This window comes from Paenibacillus antri (assembly GCF_005765165.1).
Taxonomy (GTDB): Bacteria; Bacillota; Bacilli; order Paenibacillales; family YIM-B00363; genus Paenibacillus_AE; species Paenibacillus_AE antri.
Map to the genome: position 1 here is coordinate 101,137 of NZ_VCIW01000005.1, position 16,523 is coordinate 117,659.

At 61.0% G+C, this 16,523-nt stretch carries 17 protein-coding genes; all 17 read left to right on the forward strand.

Annotated elements, in window-relative coordinates; all coding sequences use genetic code 11:
- Positions 1-150 precede the first annotated feature (150 nt).
- The 17 genes from FE782_RS10030 to FE782_RS10110 all read left to right on the forward strand — a co-directional run bounded on the left by FE782_RS10030 (position 151) and on the right by FE782_RS10110 (position 16,504).
- On the forward strand, positions 151-1,524 hold the full coding sequence (locus FE782_RS10030; RefSeq protein ID WP_138193958.1) for a S41 family peptidase: 1,374 nt from the start codon (positions 151-153) through the stop codon (positions 1,522-1,524).
- Between the two features lie 116 nt (positions 1,525-1,640).
- Entirely contained in the window at positions 1,641-2,600 is a 960-nt protein-coding gene (locus FE782_RS10035; RefSeq protein WP_138193959.1) for an alpha/beta fold hydrolase, read from the forward strand.
- 61 nt (positions 2,601-2,661) lie between these two features.
- Complete coding sequence (locus FE782_RS10040; protein WP_138193960.1) at positions 2,662-3,117, forward strand: divergent PAP2 family protein; 456 nt, start codon at positions 2,662-2,664, stop codon at positions 3,115-3,117.
- A 111-nt stretch (positions 3,118-3,228) separates the two neighbouring features.
- Positions 3,229-3,780, forward strand: coding sequence for a GNAT family N-acetyltransferase (locus FE782_RS10045; RefSeq protein ID WP_138193961.1), 552 nt, complete (start codon positions 3,229-3,231; stop codon positions 3,778-3,780).
- On the forward strand, positions 3,777-4,301 hold the full coding sequence (locus tag FE782_RS10050; protein WP_138193962.1) for a hypothetical protein: 525 nt from the start codon (positions 3,777-3,779) through the stop codon (positions 4,299-4,301). Before FE782_RS10045 ends, FE782_RS10050 begins: the two co-directional genes overlap by 4 nt.
- A gap of 81 nt (positions 4,302-4,382) precedes the next feature.
- Entirely contained in the window at positions 4,383-5,219 is an 837-nt protein-coding gene (gene coaW, locus FE782_RS10055; protein ID WP_138193963.1) for a type II pantothenate kinase, read from the forward strand.
- The gene (locus FE782_RS10060; RefSeq protein WP_138193964.1) at positions 5,216-5,605 is read left to right on the forward strand and encodes a hypothetical protein; all 390 of its coding nucleotides are present in this window, start codon (positions 5,216-5,218) and stop codon (positions 5,603-5,605) included. The genes coaW and FE782_RS10060 overlap by 4 nt, the downstream gene beginning before the upstream one ends.
- A 407-nt stretch (positions 5,606-6,012) precedes the next feature.
- Positions 6,013-6,201: a hypothetical protein gene (locus tag FE782_RS10065; RefSeq protein WP_138193965.1), complete on the forward strand. Its 189-nt coding sequence runs from the start codon at positions 6,013-6,015 to the stop codon at positions 6,199-6,201.
- Positions 6,202-6,338: 137 nt separating this feature from the next.
- On the forward strand, positions 6,339-6,833 hold the full coding sequence (locus FE782_RS10070; RefSeq protein ID WP_138193966.1) for a cysteine hydrolase family protein: 495 nt from the start codon (positions 6,339-6,341) through the stop codon (positions 6,831-6,833).
- 23 nt (positions 6,834-6,856) lie between these two features.
- Positions 6,857-7,759 carry an EamA family transporter RarD gene (rarD, locus tag FE782_RS10075; RefSeq protein ID WP_138193967.1) on the forward strand — a complete coding sequence of 301 codons (903 nt, stop codon included), beginning with the start codon at positions 6,857-6,859 and terminating at the stop codon, positions 7,757-7,759.
- Between the two features lie 61 nt (positions 7,760-7,820).
- Positions 7,821-8,324, forward strand: coding sequence for a GNAT family N-acetyltransferase (locus FE782_RS10080; protein WP_138193968.1), 504 nt, complete (start codon positions 7,821-7,823; stop codon positions 8,322-8,324).
- Positions 8,325-8,368: 44 nt separating this feature from the next.
- Positions 8,369-9,154: a Cof-type HAD-IIB family hydrolase gene (locus tag FE782_RS10085; protein ID WP_138193969.1), complete on the forward strand. Its 786-nt coding sequence runs from the start codon at positions 8,369-8,371 to the stop codon at positions 9,152-9,154.
- A gap of 21 nt (positions 9,155-9,175) precedes the next feature.
- Positions 9,176-10,021, forward strand: coding sequence for an SDR family oxidoreductase (locus FE782_RS10090; protein WP_138193970.1), 846 nt, complete (start codon positions 9,176-9,178; stop codon positions 10,019-10,021).
- A gap of 896 nt (positions 10,022-10,917) precedes the next feature.
- On the forward strand, positions 10,918-11,622 hold the full coding sequence (locus FE782_RS10095) for an ABC transporter ATP-binding protein (protein WP_138193971.1): 705 nt from the start codon (positions 10,918-10,920) through the stop codon (positions 11,620-11,622).
- Complete coding sequence (locus FE782_RS10100) at positions 11,597-12,700, forward strand: efflux RND transporter periplasmic adaptor subunit (protein WP_158299328.1); 1,104 nt, start codon at positions 11,597-11,599, stop codon at positions 12,698-12,700. The genes FE782_RS10095 and FE782_RS10100 overlap by 26 nt, the downstream gene beginning before the upstream one ends.
- Before the next feature lie 23 nt (positions 12,701-12,723).
- Positions 12,724-15,585 carry an FtsX-like permease family protein gene (locus FE782_RS10105; RefSeq protein ID WP_138193973.1) on the forward strand — a complete coding sequence of 954 codons (2,862 nt, stop codon included), beginning with the start codon at positions 12,724-12,726 and terminating at the stop codon, positions 15,583-15,585.
- Between the two features lie 19 nt (positions 15,586-15,604).
- Complete coding sequence (locus tag FE782_RS10110) at positions 15,605-16,504, forward strand: ABC transporter ATP-binding protein (RefSeq protein ID WP_138193974.1); 900 nt, start codon at positions 15,605-15,607, stop codon at positions 16,502-16,504.
- Positions 16,505-16,523: the final 19 nt, after the last annotated feature.

The window sequence follows — 16,523 nt, forward strand, 5'->3', positions numbered from 1 at the left end:
TTCCTCCCGTTCGTAGTTTCGTGTAACATATACCATTATAGTGAAACCGCATTCGCGAAAGCAAAGGAGGAGTTGCATTCGATTTCGAATCGCGCTTCGGCTATAATGAACGCGATTGGATTTCGTAAAAGAGAGACGAGGGAATAATCGATGAGCAGATGGAAGTGGATCCCCGCCATGCTCGCCTCGGCGCTTGCGGGCGGCGCCGTGGCTTATACATACGCGAGCTTGAACCAGAGCGGTATCTCCAAGCTGGAGAACGCGATGGATCTGATCGAAGACGGATATTTGGAGCCGGTCGACCGGTCGAAGCTGATCGACGGCGCGATCGAAGGCATGCTGCGGTCGCTCGAGGATCCGTATACGACGTATATGGATCAAGAGGAAGCGAAAGCGTTCTACGAAAGCATCAACGCTTCCTTCGAAGGCATCGGCGCGACGATGGAGGAGATCGACGGCCGCATCGTCGTCGTGGCTCCGATCAAGGGTTCGCCCGCGGAGGCGGCCGGCGTCAAACCGGGCGATCAGGTGATCAAGGTCGGGGACAAGAGCCTGGAGGGCATGAAGGTGCATGAAGCCGTCCTGCTTATCCGCGGGAAGAAAGGAACGACAGCCGACTTGACGATCGTTCGGGACGGCAAAGAGGTGAAGCTGTCGATCGTGCGAGACACGATCCCGCTCGAGACGGTATACGCCGAGCTGAGGGAAGACGGCGTGGGCGTCATACGGATTTCGTCGTTCGCGGAAACGACGTCCGAAGAATACCTGAAGGAAGCGAAGCGGCTCCTGAGCGAAGGAATGAAGGGGCTCGTGCTCGACCTCCGGCAAAACCCGGGCGGTCTCACCGACACGGCCGAGGAAGTCGCGGAGACGCTCGTGCCCGACGGAGAACCGATCGTTCAATTCAAGCGACGCGGCCACCCCGCGGAAGTATCCCGATCCGACTATAACGATATCGGTCTCGGGGAGCTTCCCGTCGTCGTGTTGATCGACGCCGGGAGCGCAAGCGCGGCGGAGATCGTCGCCGGGGCGCTGCAGCAATCCGCGGGCGTTCGGCTCGTCGGCGAGAAGTCGTTCGGGAAGGGAACGGCGCAGCTCAGCCAACCGTTCCAAGACGGCTCGAACATGAAGTATACGGTCGCCGAGTGGCTGACGCCGAACGGGAACACGATCAACAAGAGCGGATTGACGCCGGACGTTCCCGTCTCGCTGCCGTCGTACGCCTCGCTGCCGATCGTCGAGTCCGATCTCGTCATGAAGGAGAACGAATTTTCCGGCGAGATCAAGACCGTCCAGACGATGCTGAAAGCGGTCGGCTTCGATCCGGGCCGGGAGGACGGCTTCTTCGACGCGAACACGACGAAGGCCGTACGGGACTATCAGGCGTCGAAGAAGCTCGAGTCGACCGGGATCGCGACGGGGGAGACGACCCGCGTGCTGATCGAGGATGTCAGAGCGCTGATTCAAGCGAACGATACGCAGTTGGAAAAGGCGGCGGAGTTGGTCAAGGAACAGATGAAATGATCGGTTCGACAACAAACGGTAATAAACAGTTGTAAATAACAGGTGATTGCAATAAACTGGGAATGTCCGCAGCGACGGTACCGATAACCTTCTTTATGACAAGGGAGAGAGAACAGATGCCAGCATTGGATATGCCGTTGGAACAGTTGAAACAATATAAAGGACGCAGTCCGAAGCCGGACGATTTCGACGCGTATTGGTCGAGAGCGTTGGCGGAGCTCGACGCGACGGCGCCGGAAATCGAGCTGACGCCCAGCGCGTTCCAGGCGCCGAACGCGGAATGCTACGATCTGACGTTCACAGGCGTACGGGGCGCTCGGGTGTACGCCAAGCACCTGCGCCCCAAAGGCGCGACGGGACCGACGCCGGCTGTGCTGATCTTCCACGGATATAGCGGCAGCTCGGGCGATTGGGCGGACAAACTCAATTGGGTGAACCTCGGCTTCTCCGTCTTCGCTATGGATTGCCGCGGTCAGGGCGGCAAGTCCGAGGACGTGGGCGGCGTGAAGGGAAATACGCTGCGCGGTCTGTTTATCCGCGGACTGGATTCCGGCCCGGATCACCTGACGATGCGCCACGTCTTCCTTGATACGGCGCAGCTCGCGAGAGCGGCGATGGCGATGCCGGAGATCGACGCGGATCGCGTCGGCGCGACCGGCGGTTCGCAAGGCGGCGCGCTTGCGCTCGTCTGCGCCGCGCTCGAGCCGAGGGTGAAGCGCTGCGTTTCGATCTTCCCGTTCCTCAGCGACTACAAGCGCGTCTGGGAGATGGACCTCGCGAAGGACGCTTACGAAGAGCTTCGGACGTATTTCCGCCTGTTCGACCCTCGCCACGAGCGCGAGGCCGAGGTGTTCAACACGCTGGGCTACATCGACGTGCAGTACCTCGCGGAGCGCATCCAGGGCGAGGTTCTTATGGGCATTAGTCTGATGGACAACATCTGCCCGCCTTCGACGCAGTTTGCGGCGTACAATCGAATTTCCGCCCCGAAGAGCCATATTATATATCCGGACTTCGGACACGAAGGGCTTCCGGGCTTTAACGACGACGCGTACTTGTTTTTATCCAAGTTATAACGATTCGCTTTTCGGCATAATTCCTTCCTTAACGGACGACATTACCACTGAGGTGGTGTCGATGAACAGAGCGATTATTACGGGTCTCAGCACGATCGCGGCGACCCAAGCCCTGAAGCTGCCGCTCGAATACGCGACGAACGGCACATGGAACTGGAAGACGTTGTTTCGCACCGGCGGCATGCCGAGCTCCCACTCCGCGGGCGTCGCTTCGCTGGCGACGTATATCGCGTTGAAGAAGGGCGTCAAGGCGGTCGACTTCGCGATCAGCTCCATTTTCGGACTTATCGTTATGTATGACGCCATGGGCATCCGCCGCCATGCCGGCGAGATGGCGGTGGAGTTGAACGATCTGGACGAGCGGGTCGAGAAGCTCGCCGATCAGCATCCGGGGTTGTATCACCGGGAGCGTCGCGCGGAGCTGAAGGAAGAGCTCGGACACTTGCCGAGGGAGGTCGCCGTCGGCGCGATGCTCGGCATCGCGGCGGGCATCCTCAGTTACGCATGCGAATCCTAAATCTTTCGAACGAGCGAGGCCTTCCTTCGGGAAGGCCTCTTCCGTGCGCGGCCGCCGTTTGGTATAGTTGACTTCATCCAAGGAATGGGAAATCAGGGGGAGTGGAACCGGATGGCGTATCGGTATTGGGAAGGGGAACGGATCTCGCTTCGGGCGCTTCGGGCGTCCGACGCCGCCTTGTTTCGGTCGTTCGACGACGAGGTTTCGCGGAATCTCGACGGCGTTCACGGGCCGATGTCGGACGCGAAGTTTCAGAGCTGGTTCGAACAGCAGCAGAAGGCCCGATTCGACGATTCGAATCGATGGGTGGCCGACGACAAGGAGGGCGTTCCCGTCGGGACGATCGACACGTTCCAGTGCAATCGCCGGCACGGCACGTTCAAGTACGGCATCGCCGTCGCCGACGGACATCGCGGCATGGGATACGCGTCGGAGATGATCGTAATGACGCTCCGGTATTACTTCCTCGAGCTCGGGTATCAGAAGGTAACGCCGCATGCGTTCGCGTTCAACGAGGCGTCGATCCGGCTGCATGAGAAGCTTGGCTTCCGGCTCGAAGGCCGGCTGCGGAGCATGATGTACACGAACGGCGCGTATCACGACGAGCTTCATTACGGCATGACGCGCGACGAATTCGCCGCGCTTCACGGTGCGGGACGATGAACGCGAAGTCGGCCGCATTCATCGGGCTTCGGCTGCTAGCCTTATACTGGGGCGTTCGCAGTCTTGAAGCGTGGGGCCAGCTGTTGACGCTGCTCGTCCCGGAGCTGCCCTGGGGCGAAATCAATCGTTCCTCCGTGGCGATCGCGGGGATGATTCCCGGCGCCGTACAAGGGGGGATCGCCGTCGTCCTCTGGCTGTCGGCGAGGCGAGCGGCGTCCGCGATCGCCGGCACGCGGAAGTCGGCCGAACCGGAAGGGGAGCCGTTCAGGGACGATTGGGCGGCGCCGGCGTTCGCCGTCGCGGGCATCGTCGTGGCCGTCTCGGCGGTTCCCGGATTGGCCGGGTCGACGTACACGATCATGCAGCCGCCCGTATTCGGGTTCGAGCTCAACGAGTACCAGACGATCGTATACAGAGGCGCGTTGATCGAAGGCTTCGTACAGCTTGCGCTCGGACTCGCTATGGCGTTCGGTTCGCGCGGAATGGCGGCGATCGTCGAGCGTTTCGGATTTCGGCGTTGAACGGTGCGGAGGACTTCCGATTGCGGATGTCTTCCTTTTTTTATATAGTAGAGAAGGTTTTTGCGATAGGAGGGGAGTCCTATGGGGGATATGAAAGAATCTATCGGCATCGACGCCGGAGGCACGTTAATCAAAATCGCGCACGAGACGCCGGACGGCGCCGTGCGTTTTCTTAAATTCAGGTCGGACGATCTCGAGGGGGCGGCGGCATGGCTGCTGGGGCGCGGGGACGGCGCGACCGTCGCTCTAACGGGCGGCAAGGCGAAACCGCTGCAAGCGTTGATCGGGCGCCCGGCGTCGTATTTGGTCGAATTCGAAGCGACCTGCAGCGGCGTTCGTTGGTTGATGCGCCGCGACGGCATGGAGCAAGGTTCGTTCCTGCTTACGAACGTGGGGACCGGAACGTCGATTCACCATGTCGACGGGGAACGGCATACGCGCATCGGCGGCACCGGCGTCGGAGGCGGCACGCTCGTCGGGCTGTCCGCGATGACGACCGGCGTGCGGGAATTCGATGAAATCGTGCGTTTGGCTTCCACGGGGAAGCGCGACGAGATCGATCTGCTCGTCCGTCACATCTACGAAGGTTCGACGCCGCCGATTCCGGGCGAGCTGACGGCCAGCAACTTCGGACGATGGCTCCAAACCGGCGGCAGCGACCGGCCGGAAGACGTGCTCGCGTCCATCGTCGGCCTCGTCGGCGAGACGGTCGCGTCGGTCAGCGTCCATGCGGCCGGACAATGCGGCGCGTCTTGCGTGCTCTACATCGGCTCGTCGTTCATTCGCAACGATCTGCTCCGCAAGGTCGTCGCCGGGTACACGGAGCTGCGCGGGTCGCGCGCGGTCATGGTGCCGGACGGGGAATACAGCGGAGCGCTCGGCGCGCTGCTGTCTTTGAGGACGGAGGAAGCGGGATGAAGCGTTGGCTGCAGCGTACCGGAGGCGTCTTCCTCGGTTACGCGTTCGCAGAGCTGCTTCTGCACGCGGCGCGCGCGTCCGCCTACGGTTTGAAGGCGCAGACGCTCGCGGGGAAGCTCGGCGCGCTCTTGTTCGGCGTCGCCGTCTTGGCGGGCTGTATCGTCTGGCTGAAGCGGCGCTTCCCGAGGAGCTTCTATCACGGGTTTATCGTGTCGACCGGATTGTTCTTCAGCTTCGATATCGTAACGTTCCATTGGATCTTCGGACTCCATCGCATTACGGACGGGCCGGAAGCGAACGTCTTGGAGCCGATTCTCGTGGCGGCCGGCTGCTTTTTGCTGGTTCGCGGTTTGCGGGACGAGCTTCGTTTTCAAAATAACAATTGAAAATGATTGAAAAAATGCGTTGACAAAACGATTGCGTATCCTTTATATTTACTCAAGGGAAAACATTCCCAATACTTAATGAAGGGGTGATGGAACATGTTTACGATCGCGACGACGGCTCTTACGGCACAACTGAACAGAACGTCTTTGCTTCACCCGGTTCCGTCATACCCGGGAGCGCAACGCTGACGCTTGATGTCTTCAGCCTGCGGTCCATATGTGTGATGGGTAACTCAGCCACGGTGAACGACGTTCGCCGTGGCTTTTTTACGTCCAAAATCGAGAGGAGCGATCAACAAAACATGCAGCAGCACACCGTCGGTAATGTCATGGTAGTCTCGATGTTTCAATCGCAACGTTTGGCAAAGCACTACAATAAAACAAGAAAACGAAGGTGAAGGTTAACCATGGAATTGATGGGTTACGTAGCGGAACAATTGTCCGCACAGAAGCATAGCAACCTGGAATACGAAGCGCACTTGGCGCTTCTCGCGAAGACGAACGCAGCGCGTCCGTCGTGGAAGCGCGCATTCGCGTTCAAACTGTGGAACGTCGAAGTGACGGTCCGTACCGCTCGCAAGACGGTTCATATGTAATGTTCCATAGAAAAAGCGGCGCGTTTCGGAAACCCGAAGGTTTCGAACGCGCCGCTTTTTTCATTTTCAAGACGAGCTCGCCGCTCTTATGGTAAAATGTCATGATCCTACCATTATAATGATAAGGGGTATCGCGCATGACGGTTGCAATGCTAATCATCGATATGCAAGTCGGGTTTATCGGCGACGAGAAGAGGAAGGACGACGTTCGCGTCGCATCGGAGTATATCAATTATTCGGCGAATCTCCTTCGTCGGAGCGGCCATATCGTCGTCCACGTGCAGGACGAGGACGTCGAAGGAGGACGGGAGTCCTCGAACTACGAGATCGTTCCGTCGATCGAACGCGCCTCCGGGGATTTATACGTAAATAAGAAATGGTCGAACTCGTTCTGGAATACCGAGCTGGAGTCGATGCTTAAGGAGCGCGGCGTTCGTTACGTGATCGTCTCCGGGTTCGCGGCGGAGCATTGCGTGTTGTTTACGTATAACGGAGCTTCGGAGAGAGGCTTCAGTCCCGCGGTGCTTCAGCGCGGCGTCATCGGGGAGCGGGAAGGGTCCGCCGAGACGCTGCAGCGGGATCGGGCCGTCATTTCTCACAACGTCATCGGTTGGTTGACGGAGAAACGATAGAATAGAAAAGAGAGAAAAAACATATGAAAGCAGGCGTCGGATACGCCATACTGGCTTATATCTCATGGGGCTTGCTCCCGCTGTATTGGAACTTGTTCAAGGGGATGCCTTCGGACGTCGTGCTCGGTCATCGCGTCGTATGGTCGTTCCTGTTCGTGTTGTGCCTATTGGCTTGGTCCAAGCGGCTGAAAGAATGGAAATGGATGTTCCGGTCGAAGCGGTCGTTGTTTTCGGTCGTCGCGGCATCGGCGCTCATCTCCGCGAATTGGCTGCTGTTCATTCACGCCGTGAACAGCGGACACGTCGTCGAAGCGAGCCTCGGGTATTATATCAATCCTCTCGTAAGCGTCGTATTGGCGGTCTTCTTCCTCGGCGAGCGTCCGAAGCCGCTGCAGTGGGCGGCGATCGCCCTGGCGGCGGTCGGCGTCGCGCTGCTGACGATCTCGTTCGGCAAGCCGCCGTGGATCGCGCTTGCGCTGGCGGTCAGTTTCGCGTTCTATGGCGTCGTTAAGAAAAAGTCGTCCGCCGACGCGGCCTCCGGATTATTCGGCGAGACGTTGGTCGTGCTGCCCCCGGCGCTGATCTATCTGCTCTTCGCGGGCGGCCTGGACGCGCCGTTCCGATCCGTCGACGCCTGGCCTCTGTTGCTCGCCGGCGTCGCGACGACGCTTCCGCTGCTCTGGTTCGCGCAGGCGGCGAAGCGATTGCCGCTGTCCACCGTCGGCTTGATCCAATACGTCTCGCCGACGATCACGCTCGCGATCGGCGTCTTGCTCTTTCGGGAGCCGTTCACGAACGGGCATGCCTGGAGCTTCGCGCTCATCTGGAGCGCGCTTGCGTTGTACACGGTCGCTTCTCTGCGGTCGGCGCGACCGACGCGGCCTTCGCGGCCGGCTCCCGCGAGCACAGAAAGCGGCGCGAACTGATTAATGGAGTTAATATTTATGAGATTAATAATTAATACAATGAACGATGAGGTGGACGAGCATGATTCGCCAAGCGGAAGCGCGGGATTTACCGGCGATACTGGACATTTATAACGACGCGATCCTGCATACGACGGCCGTCTACGACTACGAGCCGCATCCTCTAGAGAAGCGGAAACAGTGGTACGACGCGAAGGTCGAGGAAGGGTACCCGGTCCTCGTCTACGAAAGCGACGGCCGCGTCGCGGGCTTCGCTTCGTTCGGTCCGTTCCGCGCTTGGGCGGCGTATCGGTACACGATCGAGCATTCGATATACGTTCATCGCGATTTTCGAAAGCAAGGCATCGGCAGAGCGCTCTTGGAACGTTTGATCGACATCGCGAACGAACGGGAGTATGCGGTCATGGTCGGCGGGATCGACGCCTCCAACGCGAATAGCATTCGCTTGCACGAGAAACTCGGCTTCCGGCATTCCGGCACGATCGCGAAGGCCGGTTACAAGTTCGGGCGATGGTTGGATCTTGCGTTTTATCAATTGGAATTGATCGGTCCGAAGCAACCGTAGTTAATAAATAGATCATATCTATTCGGATAGGAAAGAGGGATCGTATGATCAAATTGGCTGCATTCGACGTCGACGGGACGCTCCGGGAACGCGACTACTTGCCTGATTCGACCCGTACGGCGCTGCGTAAACTTAAGGAAAAGGGCGTAGCGCTAGCGATTTGCACCGGCCGCAGCGAGTTCGAGCTCGTCGCGCTGCGGGAAGAGCTCGGGATCGATTGGGCGGTGTCGTGCAACGGAAGCCATATCGGGTACCGGGGGACGACGGTGGCGGGGACGCCTTTTCCTAAGGAGCTGATTCAGTCTTGGCTGACGCTGGCCGAGGCGCGAGGGCATGAGGTGCTGCTGTACGCCGCGGATTCGATGTATTTGAATCGGGCGGATGCGCCGCGGTTCCGGCAAGCGCAGTCGGAGATCGGGTTTCTTGAACCGACGGTGTTGTCTGCGGAACTTCGGGCGGCGATTCCGGACATCTACCAGTGCATCGTCTATTGCGAGGCGGACGAGCAGGGAGCCTACACGTCTCTCGCGGAGGGGGATCTCTATGTGCACCGCTGGCGCCCGTGGGCGGTCGACTTCAACCCGCGCGGCATGAATAAGGCCGTCGGGTTGAAACGGTTATTGGAGCATCTGTCGTTGGCGCCGGAGGAAGCCGCCGCGTTCGGCGACGGCCTGAACGATCTCGAGATGATGGCGCTCGTCGGCAGCGCGATCGTCATGGGGAACGGGTGCGACGAGCTGAAGGCGCTCGCGACGTTCGTGACGAAGTCGCTTCACGAAGACGGCATCGCGCACGCCGTGGACCATCTGGAACGAACGGCGGCGATTTAATTCGGCAGGGGAGGGACGCGTATGGCTTCGGAAACGCGAGTCGCGATCGTGACCGGCGCCTCGAGCGGCTTCGGCCAACTCGCTTCGGTCGAGCTGGCGCGCCGCGGATATACGGTCGTAGCGACGATGCGCGACCCGGAAGGACGCGGACGGCGTCTGTTCGAAGCGGCGGCTCGGGAAGGCGTCGAGCGGCGCATCGTTCCGTCGCGGCTCGACGTGACGGACGCGAGCCGCTCGGAGGCGGTCGTCGCGGAGACGATCGCGTCGTACGGGCGCATCGACGTGCTCGTGAACAACGCGGGCTTCGCGCAAGGCGGCTTCGTCGAGGACGTGTCGCTCGAGGCGATGCGGGCGCAGTTCGAGACGAACGTGTGGGGCACGATCGCGATGACGAAGGCGGCGCTGCCTCATATGCGGGAGCGGCGCGGCGGCAAGATCGTGAATATGAGCAGCGTCAGCGGCCGGATCGCGATCCCCGGCTTCGCGCCGTACGCCGCGTCGAAGTACGCGATCGAAGGCTTCAGCGAGGCGCTGCGACTCGAGATGCGGCCGTTCGGCGTGTTCGTCGTGTTGATCGAACCGGCTTCGTACCGGACCGACATCTGGGACAAGGGCTTCGCGACGATGGCCGGCGGTGCCGATTCGGCGTTCGCGAAGCCGCTCGCCCGCATCCGCGGCATAGCGGAGCGGTCCGCCCGCAATGGCGGCGACCCGCGGGACGTGGCGCGGCTGATCGGACGCATCGCGGACGCCCGCCGGCCGCGGCTTCGGTACGCGATCCCGCGCGGCGCGGGCTGGATGGCGGCGGCGCGGGATTTGCTGCCGTGGTCATGGTACGAGGCGGCGATCGGGCGCTTGCTGCGCTAGCTCCGGCCGGCCTCCCGAGGACGCCGGAGCGCGAAATAGTCGGAGTTAATCCGATTACAGGCCGCTTGGCGGCGCCGGAGCGCGAAATAGTCGGAGATTGTCCGACTACAGGCCGCTTGGCGGCGCCGAAGCGCGACATAGTCGGAGATTGTCCGACTACAGGCCGCTGGGCGGCGCCGGAGCGCGAAATAGTCGGAGTTAATCCGACTACAGGCCGCTGGGCGGCGCCGGAGCGCGAAATAGTCGGAGTTAATCCGACTACAGGCCGCTTGGCGGCGCCGGAGCGCGAAATAGTCGGAGATTGTCCGACTACAGGCCGCTGGGCGGCACCAGAGCGTGAAATAGTCGGAGTTAATCCGACTACAGGCCGCTGGGCGGCGCCGGAGCGCGAAATAGTCGGAGATTGTCCGACTACAGGCCGCTGGGCGGCACCGGAGCGCGAAATAGTCGGAGTTAATCCGACTACAGGTCGCTGGGCGGCACCGGAGCGTGAATTAGTCGGAGATTCTCCGACTTTATCTGATGAACCGGGGAGCCGCTCCCTAATCGGTTGACGCGCCGCCCCGAATATTGTTAAACCCCGCCGCATTCTCCTCTAACCTCCCGTCTACCGAAACAAATTACATACCAAACCGGGGCGCGCCTCCCCAACAATGCCTGCACGCAGCCGCGAAGAATGCGGAACCTGCAGCATTTCCCTCGAGCTTTCCGCCCCCGCCGAAACGAAAGATTCCGATCGATGATGGACGCGTCCCCAATCTAGCATTCGCAGTATGACCTTAACCGCATGAAATTCATGGTAGTCATCCTTAACCATGTTCTTTATAATAGCTGGAAGAGCTTGTATCCGTTTGGATAAAGATGCAACAAACGTTCGAAGAGGTGGGAGAAGCGTCATGGGCGGAGAGCCGCAACCGATTCTTAGGGCTGTAAGCGTTTCCAGAGTGTTCGGACAAGGCGAAGGGGCGGTGCATGCGCTGCGCAACGCGAATCTGGCGATTCCGCGCGGGAGGCTTGTCGCGCTGAAAGGGAGATCCGGTTCCGGCAAGACGACGCTGCTGAACCTGTTGGCGACGTTGGATGCGCCGACGTCGGGCCATGTGTTCTACGACGGTAGAGACGTTCAGGCGATGACCGACGGAGCCCGAGACGAACTGCGGCGTACGGAAATCGGCCTTATTTTCCAGTCGTTCGGCCTCGTGCCGTTTATGTCCGCTTACGAGAACGTCGAGTTCTCGCAGCGCATCGCGGGCGTGACGCCGGCGGCGCGCCGGAAGGAGAACGCTCTGCAGGCGTTGGAGTTCGTAGGGCTTAAGCCGCGCATGCACCATCGCCCGCAGGAGATGTCCGGCGGGGAGCAGCAGCGCACCGCCATCGCGCGGGCGATCGCGCATCGGCCGAAGGTGCTGCTCGCGGACGAGCCGACGGCGGAGCTCGACACGAAGATGGGTTTTCAAATCATTAAGGTGTTTCGCGACTTGGTGGAGCAGGAAGGGATCAGCATCGTAATGACGACGCACGACCCGGCGATCATGGACGTCGTCGATAACGTATACGCATTGGAGGATGGGGAAATTGTCGAACAACAAGGCGAACGGTAACATCGCTCCGCGCCGCGGCGGAGACCGGACGGAGCGAGCGGATCGCGGCAGACGCATCGCGCAACAATCCAAGCGGGTCGCCGGCCTCGCGATCTTGCTGTCGGCGTCCGTAGCCGCGACGGGCTGTTCCCTGCTGCCATCGGAAGAGCAGCCGCTCAAGCCGCCGCTCGCGAAGCCGGCCGAAGCGCGCATCGTGACGGCCGAACCGAAGGTAGGCACGATCGAGCGCGCGCTCTCCGGCTCGGGCACGTTCGAATCGGTGCGGACGGCGTACCACCGCTTCACGGAATCCGGCGGCCGCGTCGAGGAAGTGCTCGTTCGCTCCGGAGACGAGGTGAAGGCGGGAGATGTTCTGCTTCGCCTCGACACGGGCGAGATGCGGATGACGCTGCTGCAGCGGCGGCTCGAGGTGGAGAAGAAGAAGCTGGCGCTCGACGAGGCGAAGGCGACGGGCGACGCCCGGCGCGTAAACATCGCGGAGCTCGAGCTCGAGATCGCGACGATGGCGTACGATTCGATCGAAAACACGTTCGATCACCGGGAGCTGCGCTCGGAGATCGACGGCGTCGTGACGTTCGCCGCGGACTTGGAGCCGGGCGATTACGTCGAGGAATATCAGACGTTGTTTACCGTCTCGGATCCGTCGGAGATGCGCCTCGCGTTCGGCGTGTCGTCGGGCAGCGCCGTCTCCGAAGCGCAGGTCGGCATGGCCGCGGATATCGTGTTCAAAGACAAGAATTATGCAGGGAAAGTCGTGCAGACGCCGTCTTCGGCGCCTTTCGAAGAGGACGAAAGACTGCGAGATCGGTATTCGAAGACGTTATACATCGAGGTCGAGGGGCTGCCGGAGGAAGCGGAGATCGGCGATTCCGCCTCGGTGCGCATCATTACGGCGAAGAGCGAGGACACGTTGATCCTGCCGAAGAGCGGCGTGAGGAAGCTGTTCGGACGGACGTTCGTACAGGTGATCGAGGGCGAGAGCCGAAGGGAGCTCGACGTAGAGACGGGACTCGAAACGGCGACGGAAGTGGAAATCGTGAACGGGCTGGAAGCCGGAGCGAAGGTCGTATTACAGTAATAGGATTGTAGGAGGACATAGAAGTGATAGCGATCCTGACGATGCTGTTCCGGAAGATGGCGAAGAACCGATGGCTCGTCGCCGGGTTGTTGGCGGGGATGTGCCTCTGCACGGCGCTGACGAGCAGCATGCCCATTTATAAGAACGCCTCGCTGCAGCGCATGCTGACGAAAGAGCTGGAGCGGCACTACGAAAGGACGAGCACGTACCCGGGATCGATCATGGCGACGGGCACGCCGAATTTCCAACCGGAAGATGCGGAGAAGCAAGCCGCATTCCTGAAATCGTACGACGCCTTGTGGGAAAAGGACGCCCTGCTGGACCCGAGCCTGACCGCGTTGGATTATGTGAAGGAACGGCAGACGGTGACGTTCCGCATCGTTCCGGCGGATCCGACCCGGATGGATCCGGAGGAAAACCGCGTCGCCAAGCTTGTGATGCGAACGGGGCTGGAGGAGCATGTCCGGCTCATCGACGGCCGCATGCCGTCGCCGGAGCCGCAGAACGGCGTATACGAGGCGCTGGTGACCGACAGCACGCTCGTGAAGTTGGGCATGGTGCTCGGGGTAGAGGTCGTCAGCGACGACGACGACTGGGGCGAGCAGATCCGCATCGTTCCCGTCGGGGTCGTCGCGGAGACGGATCTCAACGATATGTATTGGGATTTCATGCGACTAAGCGCATACGACGCGACGTTCATCCTCGACGACGCATTGTTCGAAGCCGAGATCGTCGACGGAGCGAAGGTGCCGATCGGGAACGCTCGATGGGAAGCAAGCTTCGACTATAACCGATTCACGCTGGAATCCGCGATTCGCTTCACGGAGTTGAAGGAACGGATCGACGCCGAATATAAGAAACGGATGCCGTTCAACTCTACCGTCCGCGCACCGGCCGAGGCGATTATGTCCGTATACGAGGAGAAGGAAGCCACGCTGGAGTCGTTGCTCTGGTCGCTGAACGTACCGCTGTACATCCTAGTCGCGTTCTACTTGTACATGGTGTCCGGGCTGCTTGTCGACAAGCAGAAGTCAGAGGTCGCCGTGCTGCGCAGCCGCGGCGCGGGACGATGGCAGCTCATCGCGTTGTTCGCGATGGAGTCGGCGGCGCTGTCGATCGTCGCGCTGTTGATAGGCCCTTATCTAGGGGCGGCGTTCACGGCGGTGCTGGGCTCGAGCGACAGCTTCATGAGCTTCGTGCAGCGCAAGGCGCTCCCCGTACGGGTGGACGGCGAGAGCTTCGCGTTCGCCGGGGCGGCGGCCGCCTTTTCGTTCGTCGTGTACTTAATCCCGGTATTCCTTGCGACGCGCTTCAGCATCGTGGATCAGAAGCGCGCCTCCGCCCGCGGCAACCGCGCCTCCGTCTGGCATAGATTCGGGTTGGACGCGGTGCTGCTTGCAGTTTCGTTATACGGATTATATACGTTCCGCAAGCGCGTAGCGGAGATGACGGCGCTCGGTCTCGACGCCGGCGCCATCGCGACCGATCCGCTGTTGTTCGCGGTGCCGTCGATGTTCATCCTCGGCTTCGGCCTGGCGCTGCTGCGGTTGTATCCATGGTTCGTGAAGCTCGTCTACTGGATCGGGAAGTCGCGATGGACGGCGTCGCAGTATTCCTCGCTGCTGCAAGTCGGCCGCCGAAGCCGGCAGTACGAGCTGTTCATGATGTTCCTGGTCTTGACCGTCGGAACGGGGCTCTACAGCGCCAGCGCCGCGAGAACGATCAACGGGAATATGGAGGACCAAATTTGGTACGCCCAAGGCGCCGACGTCGTGCTGCGTCAGGATTGGGTCGACGATGCGCCGCCCCCCGCAGGTCCGGGGATGGAGGCGCCGCCGCCGGTCAGCGATCGGATCAATTATCTCGAGCCCGATTTCGGCGTGTTCTCGTCGCTGCCCGGCGTTCGGAGCGCCGCTCGCGTCTTCACGAAGGAGAAAGCCGTCGTATGGACGCAGGAGGAGAACGTTCAAGCCCGCTTGATCGGGATCCATACCGACGAGTTCGGAATGACGTCATGGATGAAGGACGGATTGCTGCCCTACCATTTCTACGAATATTTGAATCTGATCGCGCCGGATCCGAGAGCGGTGCTCGTCTCGAGGTCGATGGCGGAGGCGTTCGAGCTGACGCCCGGCGACGTCATCGACGTCGGTTGGAGCGACACGTCGCGCATGCAAGCGACGGTGTACGGAACGATCGATTACTTCCCGACGTTCAATCCGAACCCGGCCGGGGCGGAGGCGAATCCCGACGCGCCGAAGCCGTACCTCGTCGTCGGACATCTCGAGACGATCCAGAACGAGCTGGCGCTGGAGCCGTACGACGTCTGGATCGACGTCGCGTCGCCGGACGACCGGGAGGCGTTATATGCGGCGATCGGCGAAAAGCGAATTCAACTCGTCTCGCTCGTCGATACGAACGAGCTGGTCGCGGACAGCCGGAGCGATCCGTTCCGGATGGCGATGAACGGCGTCATGAGCCTTGGTTTTCTGTTGTCGCTCGCGATCACGCTGGTCGGGTTCCTCTTGTATTGGGTGCTGGCGCTGCAGGGGAGAACGCTGCAATTCGGCATTTTCCGAGCGATGGGCTTAACGTTCCGCAATATCGTCGGCATGCTCGGCACCGAGCAGCTGCTCACGTCGGGCGCGGGCTTCGCGATCGGTCTGTTGTCCGGCGCGACGGCCAGCTACTTGTTCGTGCCGCTGTTTCAGCTGTCGTTCGACCCGGGGCGCGTCGTGCCGCCGTTCCAGGTGATGATCGAAGCGCAGGATACGACGCGGCTGCTGCTCTTCATCGCCGCGATGCTCGTCGTCGCGCTGATCGCGTTGGCGGCGTCGCTGCGCAGGGTCAAGCTGCATCAAGCGCTCAAGCTGGGCGAGGATTAACGGGGAGGAGGCGTGCCGGGTGATCAAATGCGAGAACTTGGTCAAAATCTATAAGACGTCCGACCTGGAGGTCGTCGCGCTGCAAGGGCTGGATCTCACGATCGAGCAAGGGGAGCTGACGGCGATCATCGGCAATTCGGGCAGCGGGAAGTCGACGCTCCTCAATATGCTGGGCGGGCTCGATCGTCCGTCCGCGGGCCGGCTCTGGGTGGACGGGAAGGACATGCTGAAGTTCAGCGAACGGGAGCTGACGCGATATAAGAAGGAGACCGTCGGATTCGTGTGGCAGAACAAAGCGCGGAATCTGATTCCGTACTTAACGGCGAGGGAAAACGTGGAAATCCCGATCCTGCTGAAAGGCCGGCGAAAGCGGCTTCGCGCCATGGAGCTGCTCGAGGCCGTCGGCATGTCCCATCGCCGGGACAATCGCCTCGACCAGTTGTCCGGCGGGGAGCAGCAGCGCGTCGCGATCGCGATCGCGCTCGCCAACCACCCGAAGCTGCTGCTCGCGGACGAGCCGACCGGTTCGGTCGATACGAAAACCGCGGCGCTGATCATGGAGCTGTTCAACCGATTGAATCAAGAATTGGGGCTGACGATCGTGATCGTCACGCACGACCAGCAGCTGGCGAAGCAGGTGAGCCGCGTCGTCGCGATTCGGGACGGGCGAACGTCGAGCGAGCTCGTTCGTCGCGCTTCGTACGCCGAACGGCTGGCCGAGATGGAGCAGGAAGCAGCGACGACGTCCGCGGTCGAAGACTCGCACGAGGAATACGTCGTCATGGACGGCGCGGGCCGCATCCAAGTGCCGGCCAATTATCTCGAGGCGCTCGGCCTTGCGGGAAGCAACCGGATCAAGCTGCAGCTCGAGGGCGACCGAATCGTGATGACGTCTCCGGCCGGCAAGCCGGAAGCATAAAGCAAGCAAAGGAAAGGCG